This is a genomic window from Paeniglutamicibacter sp. NPDC091659, from assembly GCF_044756805.1.
Classification (GTDB): domain Bacteria; phylum Actinomycetota; class Actinomycetes; order Actinomycetales; family Micrococcaceae; genus Paeniglutamicibacter.
In genome coordinates, this window is sequence record NZ_JBIVTO010000014.1 from 16,383 (window position 1) to 33,458 (window position 17,076).

Below are 17,076 nucleotides of genomic sequence, written 5' to 3' on the forward strand. Positions count from 1 at the left end.
ACTTTTGCTTTTAATGGCAGTATCGTTGCGGCCCGCCAGATCCCGGAGCCGCCGACCCCGCGTGGTCTAGTTCCCGTTGGCCTTGTCCTCGAATTGCTGGCGGGTTTCCAGACGGGGGTCTTTCCCGTCCGGAACGACCATCACCGGGCCCTTCGAGTGGTGCAGTACGCCTTGGCTGGTGGAGCCCAGCAGCATGCCGGCGAACCCGCCACGGCCACGCGAACCGGTCACCAGCAATCGCGCGGTCTGCGACTCGCGAATCAGGACCTCGACCGGAGCGCCCTCGATGACGTCGGTTTCGATCTTCAGCTCGGGGAAGTAGCTCTGCAGCCAGGCCTTGCCGATGTTCATTTGGTGGCGCACATCCGCGGTGACGGCCTCTTGGTCGACCGTTGCAGGCATCCAGGCCAAGGCGCCGCTGACAGGGGCCAAGGCGCAAACAATGCGCATGGACAACCCCCGGGCAGCTGCCATTTCGGCTGCAACCAACACGGCCAGGCGGGCACGGTCGGAACCGTCCACGCCCACGACGATCCTGTCCTGGATTTCCGGGTCGTCATCGGGGCGCTTGGCAACACAAAGCGGCACAACCACCGTTGGGCATTTGGAGTGGGCCGGAAGCGCACTGGAAACCGATCCGAGCAGACGCCCGACGAATCCGCCGCGGCCGCGGGTGCCGACCACAATAAGTTCGGCTTGGCGGCTTAGATCCAACAGGACACCCGATGGATCGCCCGATTCGATGTATGTACGAACCGTCAGGCCTTCCTCGGTGATGGTTGCCCGGGCCTGGCGGACCACTTCTTCCGCACCGTTGCGAATCAGCTGGTCGTCCAACGTGGCATAGCCGGCATCCATGGAGGAAGCGGCGAATACCGGGATCGTGTATGCGGTGACGATGTTCAGGATGCTGCCACGACGCTTGGCTTCCTGGGCCGCCCACTTCAGTGCGCACAGGCCCTGGTCCGAACCGTCAACACCCACGACGATTCCTTCGATGGCCTCGGTGTCTTCTTGAGGCGCGGATTTTTCGCTCATCGTCTTCACTCCTACGTGTCACGGTCTGAGGCAACACGGGTTTTCCCGTACGGGGCCCGTATCTTCCATTGTTCACCACAGTGTGACGTGGGTCTATCCACAATTGTGCGTGGTGCAATTCTCGACAGAACTTTCGCCTAAAGGCTTAATATCGAACTATAATTCCCCCATGCCCAAACAGGATCACGCCCTCCCAGACAAGACGGAAGTTTCACGTCTTGACCGATACTTCAAAGTCACCGAACGTGGCTCAAACTACTCGCGAGAAATCCGTGGCGGCTTTGCCACGTTCTTTGCCATGAGCTACATCGTGGTGCTCAACCCGCTAATCCTGGCGGGCGCCGACGCCAACGGCGACGAGCTCGGCTTCTCCCGCGTGGCCGCCGTGACGGCCCTGGTGGCAGGCATCATGACAATCCTGATGGGCGCCTGGGCCCGGCACCCGTTCGCCATGGCAACCGGCCTCGGCGTCAACGCGTTCGTGGCGATCACCGTTGCAACGAACCCTGAGCTCACCTGGCCTGACGTGATGGGGCTTGTCGTGGTTTCCGGTATCACGATGTTGGTTCTGGTGTTGACCGGATTCCGAACGGCGGTCTTCAACGCAGTTCCGGCGAGCCTCAAGACGGCAATCGTGGTCGGCATCGGCATGTTCATCGCACTGATCGGCTTGGTAAACGCCGGGTTCGTGCGGCGCATCCCGGATGCCGCGGGCACCACCGTCCCCGTGGGCCTGGGCTTCGACGGCACGCTGTCCGGATGGCCGATCCTGGTGTTCATCTTCGGCCTGTTGCTCACCATCGCGCTGGTGGTTCGCAAGACCAAGGGAGCAATCCTCATCGGCATCGTGGCCTCGGCGATCCTGGCAAACATCCTTGAAGTTGCTTTCAAGATCGGCCCGTCCTTCGATGCCGCCACCGGAAACCTCAACCCCCAGGGCTGGTCGCTGGTCGTCCCGTCGATGCCCGAGTGGGCCGCGCCCGACCTTTCCCTGCTGGGCCAGGTCAACGTCTTCGGCGCCTTCGAGCACCTCGGCGTGACGGCCGCCCTGCTGCTGGCCTTCGTCATCCTGCTCTCGATCTTCTTCGACGCCATGGGCACCATGGTGGGTCTGGCCAACGAGGCCGGCACCGTTGACAAGGACGGCAACATCCCGGACGTGGACAAGGTCCTGCTGGTGGACGCCCTGGGCGCCATCGTCGGCGGCGGCGCCTCGGCGTCCTCCAACCAGATCTACGTCGAGTCAGGCGCCGGCATCGGCGAGGGCGCGCGCACGGGCCTGGCCTCGATCGTGACCGGCCTGCTGTTCATCGCCGCGATGTTCCTGACCCCGCTGATCTACCTGGTGCCGTTCGAGGCGGTCGCCCCGGCCCTGGTGGTCGTCGGCTTCATGATGATCTCCCAGGTCGGCAAGATCGACTGGAACGACTGGGGTGTCGCCATTCCGTCGTTCCTCACCTTCGTCCTGATGCCGTTCACCTACTCGATCGCCAACGGCATCGGCGCCGGCTTCATTGCCTTCGTCTTCATCCGCGCGATCCAGGGCCGTGCCCGCGAGGTGCACCCGCTGATGTGGGCCGTCGCCGGGGCGTTTGTGCTCTTCTTCGGCATCGGCGTCATTGAACAGGCCATGGGAATGTAGCCTCTTACGGACCCAAAAAGCCGGGGAACACCGCAAGGTGTTCCCCGGCTTTTGCCATACGTGAGGGTGTTCCGGGACCCGGAAACCGGCCTAGGTGCGCACGCGCAGCTTCCACAGCGAGGTGATCTCCGACGAGCGTTCGGCGTGGAACGGGTCGCTGGTGTCCGCGCTGCGGCCGTGTGTCGGGACGGTCTCCGCACGCCCGGCGATTTCCAGCCCAGCGGCGTCGATCCAGCCCAGTAGCTCCTCGCGGCTGCGCAGGCCGAGGCGCTCGGCCAGGTCGGAGATGACAAGCCAGCCCTCGCCGTCCGGGCTCAGGTGGGCTGGCAGCCCGTTGAGGAATTCGCGCAACATGCGCGACTTGGGGTCGTAGACCGCGTAGTCGAGCAGCGTCTGCGGCGTGCCGGGCAGCCACGGCGGGTTGCAGACGACCAGCGAGGCGCGCCCTTCCGGGAACATGTCGCACACGACGGCCTTGGCCCGGTCGTCCAGGCCCAGCTCGGCAAAGGTCGCCGTGGCGCATTCGACGGCTCGCTCCTGCGAGTCGGTGCCGATGACCTCGGCCACCCCGCGCTTGGCCAGGATCGCCGCCAGCACGCCGGTTCCGGTGCCGATGTCGAAGGCGCGGTCGGTGCCGGGCAGCTCCGCCTCGGCGACCAGGTCCAGGTACTCCCCGCGCACCGGGGCGAAGGTGCCGTAGTGCGGGTGGATCTTTGCGCCGAGCGCCGGCACGTGCAGGCCGGTGGACCGCCACTGCTGCGCGCCGATGGCGCCGAGCAGTTCCTGCAGGGTGACAAGCGTCGTTTCGGCGACCTCGCCGAAGGCGTTCAGCCAGGCCTCGGCCACGTCAGGTGCCCGGCGCAGCGCGACCGCTGGCCCGGGCTCAACGGGGACCAGCAGCATCGAAAGCATGCGGGAGCGCTGCGTGCGGGCCTGCCTGTACTTGTAGAAGCGTTCGGCGGTGGTTGCCGCCGCGGCCTTGCGCTTGGGCTTGCCGGCATCGGGCGCGCGGCGACCCATGGCGCTGAGCAGCTGGCGGGCATTGTGGTAGTCGCCGGTCCAGAGCATTCCGACGCCCTGCGCGGCCATCTTGTGGGCCTCGTCGGCCGTGAGGGTGTCATCGACCGGGACGATGCGCGCCGGCGGCTTGGCCCCGTTGGAGGAGGACCAGAGCGCGGTTCGGGTTTGGCCGTCCTGTTCCCAGGAAACAAGTGTTGGTGTCTGCATGGGGTTCGGGGGTGCTCCTGCTGTTGAAAAATCTGCCCTGCTCCCGGACCCCGCGGAATCCTGTTGCGGATCCGCCGGACCGGTCGGCCGCATCGAACAGGAATGTTCGACGCACTCCAAGCCTATAGGTGCGCCGGCTCCGGACGCCCTCCACCCCCGAATCGGCCCCGGGGAGAACGCGCGCTATACGGCGGTCGCGTGGCGGGCGAAGGCACGGACCGTGGCGTCCTCCCAGTGCTGGGCCGGAACCCCGCCGCCGAGCAGCTCCCGGGTGAAGTCCGGGCCCGTCGGGATCGGTGCGTTGGACCCGGCGATGATGACGTTGCCGTAGCGCCGGCCCTTGAGCATGGGCGGGTCGGCGATGATCGCCACGTACTTGAAGACGGAGCCGATGGTTGCGGCCTCGCGCTTGGCGTTGTCCAGCGCCGGGGTGTCACCGCAATTGACGACATAGAGGCCGTCGGTGTCCAGCACCCGGGCCGCGTGCGCCGTGAATTCCAGGGTGGTCAGGTCCTTGGGCGTCTGGTCTCCGGCGAACACGTCGCGGATGACCAGGTCGCGGGTGGCATCGGTCAGGCTTCGCAGCACTTCCCCCGCCTCCCCCACGCGCAACCGCAGCAAGGGGGCGCGCGGCAGGTCGAACCAGGCGCGGACCAGTTCGGCGAGCTTTCCGTCGAGTTCCACCACCACCTGGCGCGCGTTCGGGTAGGTCGCCGCGGCCCAGCGGGCCATCGAGCAGGCTCCCCCGCCAAGGTGCAGCGCACGCAGCTTGGACTCGTTCCCGTCGAAGACCGCCGGGGCGAAGCGCGAACGGATCAGCGCGGCGATCCAGCGCATGTACTCGAAGTCCAGCCGTTCGGGTGCGGCGAGGTCCACGTGGGAAGAGGGAACGCCGTTGACCTTGAGGATCCAGCCCTCGGGCGAATAGTGGTCGCGTTCCAGCGTGGCCGTGCCGGTGTCGATCGGGTAGTTTCCCTCGAGGGGTCCGGTGTCGGAGGCCTCGGCGGCGGCGGGTTGATCGGTCGTGTTTTTGGTGCGTTTGCCGCGGCCCTTAGCCACGGCTGGTGCCCCGGCGGACCATGCGGATTTCGTTCAGGCCTGCCCAGGCGTCCGCGAGCGGCTCGATGCGGCCGTCCGCGGCAAAGCCGTGCTTGGCGTAGAACGCCTGGGCGCGCGGGTTGTCTTCCAGCACCCAGAGCACTGCGTCGCGTCCGTCGAGCACGGTTTCGAGGAGCTTTTCGCCGACGCCGGTGCCGTGGTGCCCGGCGAGGACATACAGGACCTGCAACTCGATGCCCACGCCGGTGTCCGAGTCGTCATCTGCCACCGGGCCGCCGCCTGCCACACCGATGACGTTGGACTGCCCGTCCGTGGCGATCCAGAGCTCGGCGCCCTGCGCCAAACCGCGGGCCCACCAGTCTGCTTCCGTTTCCAGGCGCGCTTCGGCATCGGCAAAGAAAGGCTCTGGGCGCTGCTCCTTGTAGGCTTCACGCCAGGCTTGGAGCTTCATGCCCAGGGTCGCTTTGATGTCTTCGGGGGTGGCAAGGCGGATCTCGTAGGTCTCGGTAGTCACGCTGCAAGCCTATGTGCTGTTGCTCCAACCGGCCCAACGCGGCACGTTGGGCCGCCAATCGCTGCTTCAGCAGCCGCTTCAGCGCACCACGGCGAGGGCGAAACCGTCCCAGCCCTTGACGCCCACCGTCTGCAAGGCCGTGGCATCCAGCCGGGGGTTGCTGCCCAGCATGTCGATCCCGTCGCGGACTCCCTTGAGCATGCGGCCGGCCTCGTCCTCGGGCTCCCCGGGACGCAGCACCCCGCCGTCGCGCACCACGTTGTCCACCACGATGACGCTGCCGGGGTGGCCCAGAGTGATTGCGGATTGGATGTAGTGCGCGTTGTTTTCCTTGTCGGCATCGATGAATATCAGGTCAAAGGGTTCCCCGCCCTCGGCCAGCAGGGCATCGAGGGTATCGAGCGCGGCCCCGATCCGGATATCCACGCGGTCTTCAACCCCGGCCGCGGCAAGGTTGTCCGCGGCAACCCTGGCGTGCAGGGGTTCGAACTCGCAGGTCACCACGTGCCCATCGGCACCCACACCGCGGGCCAGCCAGGTGGTTGAGTAGCCGCCGAGGGTGCCGATTTCCAGGACTCGCTTGGCCGAGGCAATTTGGGCCAGCAGCATCAGGAATTTGCCCTGGACTTCGCTGACTTCTATGCGGGGCAGTCCCGCCTCGTGCGCCCGCCGGCGGGCGGCATCCATCTCGGGCTCCGGTTCAAGGAGCTTCTCAACGAAATACGCGTCCACTTCGGCTGGCGTGACCGGATCGGCTGAACTGTCCATGGGAACTACTCCTGCGCGTCAAGAGCCCTTTCCAGGCGCTCGATTTTTCCTGTCAATTCCCCGCTGTAGCCGGGGCGGATATCCGCCTTGAGCACGAGGGAGACCCGCGATCCGTATGCCGCGACGGCCTCCGTCGCGCGCTTGATGACGTCCATGACCTCATCCCATTCCCCTTCGATTTCGGTGAACATCGAGGAGGTGGAGTTCGGCAGTCCCGAATCACGGACGACCTTGACGGCCGCGGCCACAGCGGTGTGGACCGAACCGTCGGCGTTGTCGGAACTGGGGGCAAGAGAGAAGGCAACGATCATGGTTCAACTGTGCCACTGCGCACCCCGCATGTCACGGTGGCCCGCCAGAATGACGCACCCTGCCCATAAGGGATTCGGCCATGTCGCGGGCGACCCGGGGCCCGTCGGCTTCATAGGATGATGGCCATGACGCAACGCTTAATTCGGTGGGCTGCCGTGCCGGTCCTGTTGCTCGCGCTCACGGGATGCACCCAACTGACCAATGCGGACGGGTCCACCCCCACGCCGGTTCCCGCAGCGACGCCAACCCCGACCGACAGCGGGTGGCCGGAAACCTCGGCGGAAATTGGCTTCGGCATTCCCGAGGCGACCCCCGAACCGCTCACCAAGGAATCGTTGCCGGATCCGGCCGGGCTTGTCCCCGAAGGGATCACCAATGCGGTTACATTGGGCGACCTTGAGGCATCCAAGACACAACGCTCCCTGCGATTGCCAAAACCGGTCGAGGGCGGCACATTGACTGTTCAGTTTGTATGTGTCGACGGGGAAATCAACATCGACAGTGACGAACTCGGCGGCATGGGCACCCCCTGCGACGGGTCCTCACAGGCGTTTTCATTTGTGATCGATGAGGCCACCAGGTCATTGAAAATCAAACTGACGGTTTCGCCAGGCACCTCGTTCTCCGTTGCCGCCTATCAAGAGCCGGGCTCCCAGACCATCGCCGACTAGAGATGTCGAGCCGTCCGGCCTCGGCGTTTAGCCCCAGCCCAACCACCGCAACAAGGCCGCTGCAGCGGCGCCGGAGATTACAACCACCAGGAACGGCGCACGCAGAAGCAATGCAATGCCCGCGGCGACCAGAGCCCCAATCCGCGCATCAAACTCCACGCTGCCCCCGCTGGCCACGGCGTTCACCGTTGTGAGTGAGGCCAACAGCCCGATGGTCAGCGCGCCCGCGGCCCTCGTCATCTTTTCGTTCTCCAGCAACTTCTCGGGGACCAGGAACCCGAGCATCTTGATCCCGTAGGCCGCGGCGCAGCCGGCAAGGATCCACCACCACATCTCGTTCATGATGCTTTCCCTTCACTGGCGTGCGGTTCAACGTCCGGTTCCAGGCCTTCATTCGAGGGTCCTCTGCCGAAGTAACCCCAGACGCCCGCGATGACCGCGGCAACCAAAATAGGCACGCCCGGCGGTACCAGGGGAACCACAAGGATCGTTGCCAGTGCGCAAACCGAGGCGATGGCGATGGGCTCGGCCGACTTCAGCCGCGGCCACAGCAGGCCCAGAAATGCCGCGACGGCAGCCCCGTCAAGACCCCACACCTTGGGATCTCCCAGCGCATCGCCGAGGAGTGCACCCACGATGGTAAAGATATTCCACATCACGTATATGCCAACGCCGGCAACCCAGAATCCGCGCTTTTGCTCCGCCGGATCGGTCTGTCCTGCGGCCGTGGCCACCGATTCATCGATGGTGACATGCGCCGCAACAAGCCTGCGCCAGCCGCGGGGCTTGATCATCGACTTGATCTGCATTCCATACACGGCATTGCGCACCCCGAGCAGTGTGGCAGCACCAAAGGCCGCGCCGGGAGCGCCGCCCCCCGCAACAACACCAATGAAGGCGAACTGCGAACCGCCGGTGAACATCAGCAGGCTCAGGGCGGCCACCTGCCAAACACTGAGCCCCGCAGCAACACCCAATGCACCATAGGAAATGGCGTAGAGGCCCGTGGCGACGGCGATGGACAAGCCGACCTTGGTCGCGGGGGTCATTTTGGGAAGCACAGACCAAGCTTAGCCATGGAAAACGCGTTTCATTAGGCACGGACGCAACACGAGGGCGTTCACCGGTCATAGACTGGAAAACCGAAGCCCGTACCGGATACGACCCAAGACTAAGGAATGCCAATGCTTGAAGGAACGATTGTGGTTGTCCCGGCAAAACCGACCGGTTGGTCCCTGATCCTCCGTGGAGCACTTGCCGTAATTTTTGCCGTGGCCATCCTTGTGTGGGCCGACATCACCGTCGCCGCGACGGTCTTCACCTTCGGGCTCTTCACCCTGCTGGACGGGGCACTAAGCCTTGGCCTGTGGTTCGCTTCCGGCAAGGGCACCAAGAACCCATGGCTGCTGGCACTGGGCATCGTTTCGATCGTCGCGGGCCTTGTGGCCATGATTTGGCCCAACAAGACGGCAATCATTGTCGTGCTGATCATCGGCTGGTGGGCCTTGGCCCTTGGCGTCGTCCAGCTGGTTTCGGCTCTTGCAGCCCGCAAGATGTTCCCGTTCTGGTGGGTGGGGCTGGTCAGCGGCGGCATCACCCTGGCGCTCGGGCTGTGGCTGGTGCTTGCACCGGGCGCGGGCATCTTGGCGATGCTCGTGGTCATTGCGACGTTCCTGATCCTTGCCGGCCTCGCCATGTTGTTCGAGGGCTTCAAGACGCTTCGCTCGGCTTCAGCCTAGTCACCGCAAGGAGCCGGCAAACCCGGCTCCCCCGGAATTACGCCCAACCTTAAGCGTGGAGAGCCTCGTAGCGAACCTTGAGCGCCCCGCGCTTGACCTTCGCCTCGAGAATCTTGCTGTCTTTGAGGCAGGACAGGTCCCTGACGTGGGTGCCGCCGCACGGTTCCGCATTTACACCGGCAATGGCGACGGTCCGGACCCCCTGTGAATCCGTCGTGGTGGAGACGCTTGCCGACGTTGCGATGAGCTTGTCCAGCTCCGTCTGGAGTTCCTTGACGGCAACCGCACGGGTCTCCGGGGTTGAGAAGTCCTGCGTGAGGCTTTCCGGATGGAAATCCAGCCGGGCCTGTCCCGGGAAATGGCTGTGGCCGCTGTGTTCCCAGCTGCGTGCCTCGCCGATAAAGCCAACAAGGTGTCCGGCGGTGTGCAGCGCCGCGTGCAGAAGCCTGGTCTCGGGGTCCACCGCCGAGGTTACCGTGGCACCCACCGGAATGGCGCCGGTGCCGCCAAGGACCACCAGCCCGTCCTCGTTGCGCGAGACACTCACCTCGAGGCCGTTGACGGTCCCCGCATCTTCAAGCTGTCCACCACCCCGCGGATGGAAAATATTGGGGCTCAGCGCAATCCACGGCGCACCTTCGCCATCCCTTCCGCTGGCGATGACCTGCGCCTCGATTTCGAAGAGGTAGGTGTCTTGGTAATAGGCGTTCAGTTGCTCTTTCACCCGGCGATTCTACGCGTTCGGGCAGGCCCGGAATTGCCGACCCGCTGTGTGTTCAGGAAAGTCCCAGATGCGACTTGATGTACGCCGGAACGTTGCTGGTGAGCTGGCCGACCCCAAGGTTTACAAGGAAAGTCGCATCCTCCGGATCGTCGACGGTCCAAACCCGGAATGTCGCGCCCCGGCGCATCCAGGCCGTGACAAGCGAAGGATGCTTGCGCACGTAGGCGACGCCGGGTCCGGCCAGCTCGGGGACACCGGAATCCAGCAGCTCAACGCCCTGGGTCATTGCCTGCGCCAGGACCGCCGCGACCCCGGCGCGGTCGGCTTCACCCGCGAGCACCAGTTCGTCGATCCATTCCTCGTCGACTTCGGTGACCAACTGGCACAGGTGCCGCGCGGGAACCCGTTCCAGCAGGTAACGCACCGACCCCGGATCAAAACTCATGAACGTGACATAGATTTTTCCGAGCATCGAGTCCTCGGCGTTCCAGCCCAGGTCAGTGAGCTCGGCCAGCGTTGCGTCCTCAAGCCTCCGCCCGAAGGGGCTGGGATGCTTGATTTCCACGGCCAACCCAATGGCCCGATCCGACTCCTGCATGAGCAGCACGAGCTCCCGCAGGGTGACGAGCTGTTCGTTGATCGTCCCGAATTCCGCAGGGATCGCAGGGTTCTTCCAGGACGAAAAATCCAGATTGCGCAGTTGGTCCAGCGATTTTTCGCCGACCCTGCCGGTGGAATTGGAGGTGCGGTCGACGGTGGGGTCGTGGTGGCACACCACAAACCCGTCCGCACTCAGGTGCACATCGCATTCGATTCCGTCGGCGCCGTCGACCAGCGCCTGCATGTAGGCCGCCCGGGTGTTTTCGGCATAGGCCTTCGATGATCCGCGATGGGCATAGACGAGGGTACGCATGACATTCACGCTACAACCTGCCCCCGGTTGGCGCGTACCCGGCCGCACAACCGGGAGCAGGTTGTAGCGTGGAGTCCTGTTCCATCCATCTTTCAGGCGCGGGAGCCACGTCCAATGTCATCCACCCGACCGTCCCTTGCAGCGGAAAACAATGCGGCCAAGGCCGCGTCACTGCGCTACATGAAACGACTGGCCACCGGGCTGCTCTTCATCATGGCAGTCATCTTTGCCGTGGCCTTCGCACTGCAGCACCGGTACCCGTGGTTGGAGTATGTGCGCGCCGCCGCCGAAGGTGGAATGGTCGGCGCATTGGCCGACTGGTTCGCCGTCACCGCCCTGTTCCGCCACCCCATGGGCCTGAAGATTCCCCACACGGCAATCATTGAGCGCAAAAAAGACCAGATCGGCGAAAGCCTCGGCGAATTCGTCCAGGAGAATTTCCTGTCGAGGGAGGTCGTCGACGTCAAACTGCAGCAGCTTGACGTCGCAGGCAGCGTCGGCCGTTGGTTGGAGAAGGAAAAGTCGGCCACGCGGGTCGCCCAGGAAGCGGCAACCGTGATCGGCGCGGTCCTTGAGGTGCTTGATGACCGGGACGTCCTGGTGCTGATTGAATCCCTGGCCAAGAAACATATGCTCGCCCCGGAATGGTCGTCCACCTTGGGGCGGATCATGCAACGCGTCATCGAGGACGGTCACCACAAACCCGCCATCGACCTGTTGGCAGAGCGCGCGGAAAAGTGGGTCGCGGTCAACCGCGGCATGATCATCTCCACGGTGTCCCAGCATTCGCCGTCGTGGGTTCCCTCGCTGGTGGATGCGCTGCTCGGCGAAAAGATCCACAGGGAACTGACCAAGTTCGTCGCGGGAGTCCGCGCCAATCCGACCCATCCCATGCGCTTGAGCATCGACGCCTGGCTCAAGACCTTCGCCACGGACATGCAAAACGATCCGTTGATGGTCGAGAAGGTCGAAGCGCTGAAGCATTCGCTCTTGGGAGATCCGCAGCTGCGCGAGTTGGCAGCCACGAGCTGGTCCTCGGTAAAGGCCGCCCTGGTGGATGCGATGAACAACCCCGAGTCTGAATTGCGCAGGTCAATGGTTGCAGGGATCCGCGACCTCGGCCGAAGGCTCAGTGGGGACGAACAGCTTGCGGCCAAGGTGAATCTGTGGGTTTCCAACGCGGCAGGCTATGTCATCGACAACTACCGCGGACAGATCACGTCGCTGATCACCGACACGGTGGCACGCTGGGACGGCAAGGAAACCAGCGACAAGATCGAGCTGCAGGTCGGCAGGGACCTGCAATTCATCCGCATCAACGGCACCGTCGTCGGATCACTGGCCGGGCTGGCAATTTTCGCCTTGGCAAACACCCTGTTGCGCTAAATCGGGCTGCACTCAGCCGGCGCTGTTGCGGCGCGCCCGTTCGGCCTCGATCTGCGCCTCGACCTCCGACGCGGCATCCATTTCGGCGCTTGTTGCCCGGGCGGCCACCTCGGTGGACGCGTATTTTGCCCCGGGCACGGCAAGCAACTGGCCGGGAATCGTGGTGGGCAACGTCCCGAACGCAAGACCTGCGGCCTCAACCACCCGTTTGCCGAGGTAGCGGTTGCCCACCCCGCCGATGGCAGCACCAATTCCGAAAGGCACGATGCGGCCCAGCATCGAGGCTCCCTGGGTTGCCAACATCTTCTTCATGAAGGTTTTTTGCATGGCCCCCTGCATGGTGCTCCACAGGCTGGCGGGCTTGTTGGCGCCAAACATGGCGGCCCACCCCTTGACGGGGCCTGCACCGCGCCCGGCTGCTTGGTGGGTCAGCGCTGAAATCATGGAGCTGCCCTCGTCGCCCAGCAGGATCGCCATGACGAGCAAGCGCGCCTTGTCAGGGTTCTCGGTGGTGATTCCGTGGAGCTCGGCCAGTGACTGCCCGTAGAGGGCGCTGGCTTCGAGGAACCCGACGGTCGCAGCGGCGGAAAACCCCAAGGCTGCGGCGGTCCCCACCACGGGGAGTGCCGCGGTGGCTCCCACGGCCGCGCCAGAACCAGTGATTGCCAACAGATAGTCGCGCTCCACCAGCTTTGCGAGTTCCGCTGCGGTGTAGTCGGGGTGCCTGCGGCGCAAACGGCGCAGATAGGCCAGAACGAGTGGCCGCTGAACACCCACGGCCCTCATGATGGCACCCTGGATTCCTGCCACGGGCTTGCCGTCGGGGCCAATAACGCTGGAGGTGATCGGGTTCTTTTTCATTCTGGAATCAACTCTAGGGGCAGCAGCGCCTTGTGGGCACGGGTGTTATTCGCAGGGCGAAAGCGCGGACAAGCCTTTGCGGGAACAATCAACAGGTTTCCCGACAGCAGGTTCGCGGACGCCACGGCATTTCTCGATGACGATTCCACCACCGCCGGGGAATTGGCCACGTTGAAGTCCAAGTTCCCGGTCTAGCACTTTGGCCGAAGGCTTCCCCGAGCCCTCAACGCCACACAGGGCGGGGATCGGTGCAGTTCAACACCCAGCCCCGCCCTATCCGATCGGCTGAAACCTACGCGACCTGTGCAGCCCTTTTCGCTTCAACGGAAACGCTCTTCTTGACGGCCGCACGCATCGCCACGAAGAGCAGCACGATGGCGACGGTGAGGGCGATGTGCCCCAGACCGGCGATTCCTGCGAACGCCGCAGAACTCGCGTCGGCACCAACAACGACCAGGGTTCCCTTCACCAGCATCATGCCGCCGGTCAACGCCACGCCCACGGTCCACAGCCAGTAGAACCAGGTGAATGCGCGGGGCGCGATGGAGGAAATGCTGAAGATCTTCTCAAGCGCCATGATGATCAGCAGGAAAATGAATCCCAGGATCAAGAGGTGCGTGTGCACCAGCGGAAGCTGGGATGCCGAGCGGTCCACAAAGTCATGGCTCTTAGTCAGTTCCCGGTAGTAGAGACCGGAGAGAACCCCGGTGATCCCGAAGGCAAAAGCCGTGTACAACATGCGCATCATCTTGGTGACACTCCCAATCGGTGGCGCCCGACAGGATGAACAAACAACGGGTTGGGCTCTCGGGCCTCAAGCACAACCGTCTCACCCTCCACCTTTCCGTGGAACGACGGCAGGCGAATCAACCATCCGGTTGATTGTTGGCACGAATCGGCCAATGCCCTCCGTCTACCGGAGATAGTGCTTGAGGAAACTCGCCACGTCCCGGTTCTCGTCCGCCCCGAAACCATGCCCCATTCCCGGGTAGCTGCGTGCCGTCAGGGCAGTGTTCCGCTCCAACCAGTCCCGGGTGAAGTCCACCGCATCGGTGTTGATCACCAGGTCTTGCGGATCGCGCCCCCAGAAGAACGGGATGCCCCGCCCCGGGGCAGGCTCGCTGTCGGTGAGGTTCAACAGTTCGTTGGACAGCACAAACCCGCTGAGCCCGACGATCGACTTGTAGGTTCCCGGACGCAGCCTGTGCAGCGTGGTTGCCATGGCCATTCCCTGGGAATGGCCCAGCAGGCTGATCGAGCGGTAGCCGATTGCGTGCGTGTCCTGCCAGTCGAAGACCTGCTGGGCGGCGGAGACCACTTCGGCGAAGTCGTTTGCCAGGAAATAGTCCAGCAGGAACCAGCCCCGGTCTCCCCCGACATCCAGCGGTCCGCGGAGCGCGGCGCCGGTAACGCCGGCGGGAAGCGCGGAAAACCACGGCAGCATGCGTTGGGGGTTCGACCCGTAACCGTGCAGCAGGATCACCAGGTCGGTGTTGCCCCGCTGGTCGGCCTCCCGGGAATAGATCGCCTCGTCCATGGACCCAGCGTAACCGCTGCTTCACTTCGCCAATTCGTTCCGGTCATGATGTAAGTTGAGGTCAACCCGCAGTGACGGGGATCACTTGTGCGTGGTTGCCGAAGGGGGCAGTTCGTGTTCAACGCAAAACCAGCAGGGAGCCGGGCCAGCGAGCTGGCGTCGGCGGCCCGCTTCACGGCGTACGACGAGGCGCTGGCCGAGGCCAACCTCGTCGCGCGGCCGGTGGGGCTGCTGGACCTGGAACATTTCGAGGCCAACGCCAAGGACCTGGTGCGGCGCGCCGCGGGCAAGCCGATCCGGGTCGCCTCCAAGTCGCTGCGCATCCGCCGCGCCCTCGAACACACCTTGGGAAAGCCCGGTTTCGCCGGCGTCCTGGCGTTCACCCTTCCCGAGGCCATCTGGCTTGCCGAGTCCGGGACCCGCGACGTGGTGGTGGGATATCCATGCGCGGACGCCTCGGCGCTTCGGGCGCTGGCCGCCAGCGACGCGGCGCGCGAGGCCGTCACGCTCATGGTCGACGACATCGAACAGATCGACCTGTTGGAACGGGTGGCACCCGGCCACCCGCCGGTCCGGGTCGCCATCGACATGGATGCCTCCTACAGACCGGTCCGCGGCGTCACCATCGGCGCCGCCCGATCCCCCTTGCGCAGCGCCGCGGATGTCACGAAACTCGCCGTTCAACTCCTGCGACGCAAGAACCTCCGGCTCGTCGGGCTCATGGCCTACGAGGGCCAGATAGCCGGCGTGGGCAACGGCGAAGCGGGGGCCAGGGGTTCGGCAGTGCGCACCATGCAACGGGCGTCGGCCGCAGAAATCCTCGCCCGTCGCGCGGAGACCGTCGCCGCGCTGGGAACGCTCGTGGACCTCGAATTCGTCAATGGCGGCGGCACGGGTTCGCTGGAATCGACGGCCCGGGAATCCGCGGTGACGGAGGTTGCCGCGGGTTCCGGGCTCGTCGGCCCCGGGCTGTTCGACGGGTACCGGCATTTCCGGCCGAAGCCCGCACTCTACTTCGGGCTCAACGTGGCCAGACGGCCGAACCCGTCCACCGTCACGGTGCTCGGGGGCGGCTGGGTGGCATCGGGTCCCGCCGGCCAGGACCGGCTTCCCACCATTGCATGGCCGCACGGCTTGAAGTACCGCGGCACCGAGGGTCCGGGCGAAGTGCAGACACCCCTGGTTGGCGATGCCGCCCGCAACCTGGCACTTGGCGACACCGTGTACTTCCGGCACGCCAAGGCCGGCGAGGTTGCCGAACGCCTAAAGGAAATCGCCGTGTATTCCCAGGGGCACATCGTTGATTCCTGGCCGACCTACCGGGCAGAGGGGAAGGCGTTCCTGTGAAGAACCCACGCATTCCGGGGCTGTCGAAATCCGGGACCTGGCGCAATTGGGCCTCAAGCGCGGTGGCCACCCCGGACGCCGTCGCCATGCCGCGGGACGAATCCGAAATCACCGCCGCCATGGGTGCCGCAGTCGACGCGGGTTCCACCCTGAAGGTGGTTGGCGGCGCGCACTCGTTCACGCCGATCGCGGCAACCAGCGGGACGCTGCTCTCGCTTGACCACTTCAGCGGCATCCTCCGCGTCGACCCGCTCACCAACCAGGTCCGCTTTCGGGCCGGAACCAGGCTGCGCGACATCGGGCGCCTCCTGGAGCCGTACGGCTTGGCCCTTGCCAACATGGGCGACATCGACCACCAGTCGCTTGCCGGGGCGATCAACACCTCGACCCACGGAACGGGGCTCGCCTTCACCGGTTTCTCCGGGGCCGTCACCGCCCTGCGGATCATCCTGCCGGACGGCGAGGCCCGCGAGTGCTCCCCCACCCTGAACCCCGGGCTTTTCCAGGCCGCCCGGGTGGGCCTGGGCGCCCTGGGCGTGCTCACGGAGATCACGCTCCAATGCGTGCCGCGCTTCAAGCTCCACGCCCGCGAGGAACCCGAGCCGCTTGCCGGGATGCTTGAATCCTTTGTCGACCGCGTGGTGCTGAGCGACCACCTGGAGTTCTACTGGTTCCCCTACACGGACACGGCCCTGGCCAAGACCAATACGCGGCTGCCCGACGACGCTCCGCTGGACCCCGTGCCGTGGCACGGCCGCCTCATCAGCGACGAGCTGGTGGGCAACGTGGCATTCGCCGCGCTGTGCCAGGTGGGCGCCCGGATCCCCGCAACGGTTCCGCCGATCAACAAACTCGCCGCCAAGGCGTTGGCCGTGCGCAGCTACACCGACCAGTCCGAGCGGGTCTTCGTCGCTCCCCGCCGCGTGCGCTTCCGCGAAATGGAGTACTCGGTGGAGCTGGCCGCGCTGCCCGAGGTGTTCGCGGCCGTGCGCACGGCCCTCGAGGCCCACCCGCAAAAGATTTCCTTCCCGCTGGAGGTTCGGGCCACCGGCGCCGACGACACCTGGCTGGGCACCGCATCGGGCAGGCAAAGCGCCTACATTGCCGTGCATCGCTACGCGGGCGAGCCCTCGCGTGAATTCTTTGGGGCGATGGAGGAGGTCTTCGTGCACTACGGCGGGCGGCCCCACTGGGGCAAGCTGCACACCCGGGATTCTTCCTACCTCGCCTCCGTCTACCCGCACTTCAACGAGTTCCTGGCCCAGCGCGATGCCGCGGATCCGCAGGGGACCATGCTCAACGAGCACTTGCGACACCTCCTGGGGCGCTGAGACGAGA

The 17,076-nt window shown here is 65.0% G+C and carries 20 protein-coding genes; 6 read left to right on the forward strand and 14 right to left on the reverse strand.

Annotated features, from left to right (window positions below):
- Positions 1–66 precede the first annotated feature (66 nt).
- Positions 67–1,038, reverse strand: coding sequence for a universal stress protein (locus ACIQLF_RS19585; RefSeq protein ID WP_400302256.1), 972 nt, complete (start codon positions 1,036–1,038; stop codon positions 67–69).
- A gap of 169 nt (positions 1,039–1,207) precedes the next feature.
- On the opposite strand from ACIQLF_RS19585, the gene ACIQLF_RS19590 reads away from it, so the two are divergent.
- The gene (locus ACIQLF_RS19590; RefSeq protein WP_400302259.1) at positions 1,208–2,680 is read left to right on the forward strand and encodes an NCS2 family permease; all 1,473 of its coding nucleotides are present in this window, start codon (positions 1,208–1,210) and stop codon (positions 2,678–2,680) included.
- 90 nt (positions 2,681–2,770) lie between these two features.
- Here the strand turns inward: ACIQLF_RS19590 and ACIQLF_RS19595 are convergent, their stop codons facing one another.
- The 5 genes from ACIQLF_RS19595 to ACIQLF_RS19615 form a co-directional block, all read right to left on the reverse strand.
- Entirely contained in the window at positions 2,771–3,907 is a 1,137-nt protein-coding gene (locus tag ACIQLF_RS19595; protein WP_400302262.1) for a methyltransferase, read from the reverse strand.
- A gap of 183 nt (positions 3,908–4,090) precedes the next feature.
- Positions 4,091–4,966 (reverse strand): spermidine synthase, encoded by an 876-nt coding sequence (locus tag ACIQLF_RS19600; RefSeq protein WP_400302265.1) that lies wholly within the window; start codon positions 4,964–4,966, stop codon positions 4,091–4,093.
- The gene (locus ACIQLF_RS19605; RefSeq protein ID WP_400302268.1) at positions 4,959–5,480 is read right to left on the reverse strand and encodes a GNAT family N-acetyltransferase; all 522 of its coding nucleotides are present in this window, start codon (positions 5,478–5,480) and stop codon (positions 4,959–4,961) included. The genes ACIQLF_RS19600 and ACIQLF_RS19605 overlap by 8 nt, the downstream gene beginning before the upstream one ends.
- A gap of 78 nt (positions 5,481–5,558) precedes the next feature.
- Positions 5,559–6,248 carry an O-methyltransferase gene (locus tag ACIQLF_RS19610; RefSeq protein ID WP_400302271.1) on the reverse strand — a complete coding sequence of 230 codons (690 nt, stop codon included), beginning with the start codon at positions 6,246–6,248 and terminating at the stop codon, positions 5,559–5,561.
- A gap of 5 nt (positions 6,249–6,253) precedes the next feature.
- A complete protein-coding gene (locus ACIQLF_RS19615; RefSeq protein ID WP_400302274.1) occupies positions 6,254–6,559 on the reverse strand; it encodes an MTH1187 family thiamine-binding protein in 306 nt (101 codons plus the stop codon).
- 126 nt (positions 6,560–6,685) lie between these two features.
- On the opposite strand from ACIQLF_RS19615, the gene ACIQLF_RS19620 reads away from it, so the two are divergent.
- Complete coding sequence (locus tag ACIQLF_RS19620; protein WP_400302276.1) at positions 6,686–7,231, forward strand: hypothetical protein; 546 nt, start codon at positions 6,686–6,688, stop codon at positions 7,229–7,231.
- Between the two features lie 27 nt (positions 7,232–7,258).
- Here ACIQLF_RS19620 and ACIQLF_RS19625 read toward each other — a convergent pair whose 3' ends face one another.
- The gene (locus tag ACIQLF_RS19625) at positions 7,259–7,573 is read right to left on the reverse strand and encodes an AzlD domain-containing protein (protein ID WP_400302279.1); all 315 of its coding nucleotides are present in this window, start codon (positions 7,571–7,573) and stop codon (positions 7,259–7,261) included.
- On the reverse strand, positions 7,570–8,280 hold the full coding sequence (locus ACIQLF_RS19630; RefSeq protein WP_400302441.1) for an AzlC family ABC transporter permease: 711 nt from the start codon (positions 8,278–8,280) through the stop codon (positions 7,570–7,572). Before ACIQLF_RS19630 ends, ACIQLF_RS19625 begins: the two co-directional genes overlap by 4 nt.
- A gap of 135 nt (positions 8,281–8,415) precedes the next feature.
- Here ACIQLF_RS19630 and ACIQLF_RS19635 point away from each other — a divergent pair, with 135 nt between their 5' ends.
- Positions 8,416–8,970: an HdeD family acid-resistance protein gene (locus tag ACIQLF_RS19635; protein ID WP_400302281.1), complete on the forward strand. Its 555-nt coding sequence runs from the start codon at positions 8,416–8,418 to the stop codon at positions 8,968–8,970.
- Between the two features lie 49 nt (positions 8,971–9,019).
- On the opposite strand, the gene ACIQLF_RS19640 is transcribed toward ACIQLF_RS19635, so the two are convergent.
- Positions 9,020–9,694 (reverse strand): hypothetical protein, encoded by a 675-nt coding sequence (locus ACIQLF_RS19640; RefSeq protein WP_400302284.1) that lies wholly within the window; start codon positions 9,692–9,694, stop codon positions 9,020–9,022.
- Positions 9,695–9,746: 52 nt separating this feature from the next.
- Positions 9,747–10,607 carry a glycerophosphodiester phosphodiesterase gene (locus ACIQLF_RS19645; RefSeq protein ID WP_400302287.1) on the reverse strand — a complete coding sequence of 287 codons (861 nt, stop codon included), beginning with the start codon at positions 10,605–10,607 and terminating at the stop codon, positions 9,747–9,749.
- A gap of 114 nt (positions 10,608–10,721) precedes the next feature.
- Between ACIQLF_RS19645 and ACIQLF_RS19650 the strand changes: the two genes are divergently transcribed.
- The gene (locus tag ACIQLF_RS19650) at positions 10,722–11,993 is read left to right on the forward strand and encodes a DUF445 domain-containing protein (protein WP_400302290.1); all 1,272 of its coding nucleotides are present in this window, start codon (positions 10,722–10,724) and stop codon (positions 11,991–11,993) included.
- A 12-nt stretch (positions 11,994–12,005) separates the two neighbouring features.
- On the opposite strand, the gene ACIQLF_RS19655 is transcribed toward ACIQLF_RS19650, so the two are convergent.
- From ACIQLF_RS19655 to ACIQLF_RS19670, 4 genes are all read right to left on the reverse strand, one after another.
- On the reverse strand, positions 12,006–12,854 hold the full coding sequence (locus ACIQLF_RS19655; RefSeq protein WP_400302292.1) for a hypothetical protein: 849 nt from the start codon (positions 12,852–12,854) through the stop codon (positions 12,006–12,008).
- Positions 12,851–13,036, reverse strand: a complete 186-nt coding sequence (locus tag ACIQLF_RS19660; RefSeq protein ID WP_400302295.1) for a hypothetical protein — start codon at positions 13,034–13,036, stop codon at positions 12,851–12,853. The genes ACIQLF_RS19655 and ACIQLF_RS19660 overlap by 4 nt, the downstream gene beginning before the upstream one ends.
- Positions 13,037–13,146: 110 nt before the next feature.
- Entirely contained in the window at positions 13,147–13,593 is a 447-nt protein-coding gene (locus ACIQLF_RS19665; protein ID WP_400302297.1) for a DUF2871 family protein, read from the reverse strand.
- A 174-nt stretch (positions 13,594–13,767) separates the two neighbouring features.
- Positions 13,768–14,391, reverse strand: a complete 624-nt coding sequence (locus tag ACIQLF_RS19670) for an alpha/beta hydrolase (protein WP_400302300.1) — start codon at positions 14,389–14,391, stop codon at positions 13,768–13,770.
- 114 nt (positions 14,392–14,505) lie between these two features.
- Between ACIQLF_RS19670 and ACIQLF_RS19675 the strand changes: the two genes are divergently transcribed.
- Both ACIQLF_RS19675 and ACIQLF_RS19680 read left to right on the forward strand, forming a co-directional pair.
- Positions 14,506–15,738 carry an alanine racemase gene (locus tag ACIQLF_RS19675; RefSeq protein ID WP_400302303.1) on the forward strand — a complete coding sequence of 411 codons (1,233 nt, stop codon included), beginning with the start codon at positions 14,506–14,508 and terminating at the stop codon, positions 15,736–15,738.
- Positions 15,735–17,069, forward strand: a complete 1,335-nt coding sequence (locus ACIQLF_RS19680) for a D-arabinono-1,4-lactone oxidase (protein WP_400302305.1) — start codon at positions 15,735–15,737, stop codon at positions 17,067–17,069. Before ACIQLF_RS19675 ends, ACIQLF_RS19680 begins: the two co-directional genes overlap by 4 nt.
- Positions 17,070–17,076 lie beyond the last annotated feature (7 nt).

What these genes read in the sequence shown, in the direction of transcription:
- ACIQLF_RS19585 (WP_400302256.1), bottom strand. Translation starts at nt 1,038, where the DNA reads ATGAGCGAAAAATCCGCGCCTCAAGAAGACACCGAGGCCATCGAAGGA.
- ACIQLF_RS19590 (WP_400302259.1), top strand. Translation starts at nt 1,208, where the DNA reads ATGCCCAAACAGGATCACGCCCTCCCAGACAAGACGGAAGTTTCACGT.
- ACIQLF_RS19595 (WP_400302262.1), bottom strand. Translation starts at nt 3,907, where the DNA reads ATGCAGACACCAACACTTGTTTCCTGGGAACAGGACGGCCAAACCCGA.
- ACIQLF_RS19610 (WP_400302271.1), bottom strand. Translation starts at nt 6,248, where the DNA reads ATGGACAGTTCAGCCGATCCGGTCACGCCAGCCGAAGTGGACGCGTAT.
- ACIQLF_RS19615 (WP_400302274.1), bottom strand. Translation starts at nt 6,559, where the DNA reads ATGATCGTTGCCTTCTCTCTTGCCCCCAGTTCCGACAACGCCGACGGT.
- ACIQLF_RS19620 (WP_400302276.1), top strand. Translation starts at nt 6,686, where the DNA reads ATGACGCAACGCTTAATTCGGTGGGCTGCCGTGCCGGTCCTGTTGCTC.
- ACIQLF_RS19625 (WP_400302279.1), bottom strand. Translation starts at nt 7,573, where the DNA reads ATGAACGAGATGTGGTGGTGGATCCTTGCCGGCTGCGCCGCGGCCTAC.
- ACIQLF_RS19630 (WP_400302441.1), bottom strand. Translation starts at nt 8,280, where the DNA reads ATGACCCCCGCGACCAAGGTCGGCTTGTCCATCGCCGTCGCCACGGGC.
- ACIQLF_RS19635 (WP_400302281.1), top strand. Translation starts at nt 8,416, where the DNA reads ATGCTTGAAGGAACGATTGTGGTTGTCCCGGCAAAACCGACCGGTTGG.
- ACIQLF_RS19645 (WP_400302287.1), bottom strand. Translation starts at nt 10,607, where the DNA reads ATGCGTACCCTCGTCTATGCCCATCGCGGATCATCGAAGGCCTATGCC.
- ACIQLF_RS19650 (WP_400302290.1), top strand. Translation starts at nt 10,722, where the DNA reads ATGTCATCCACCCGACCGTCCCTTGCAGCGGAAAACAATGCGGCCAAG.
- ACIQLF_RS19655 (WP_400302292.1), bottom strand. Translation starts at nt 12,854, where the DNA reads ATGAAAAAGAACCCGATCACCTCCAGCGTTATTGGCCCCGACGGCAAG.
- ACIQLF_RS19665 (WP_400302297.1), bottom strand. Translation starts at nt 13,593, where the DNA reads ATGTTGTACACGGCTTTTGCCTTCGGGATCACCGGGGTTCTCTCCGGT.
- ACIQLF_RS19670 (WP_400302300.1), bottom strand. Translation starts at nt 14,391, where the DNA reads ATGGACGAGGCGATCTATTCCCGGGAGGCCGACCAGCGGGGCAACACC.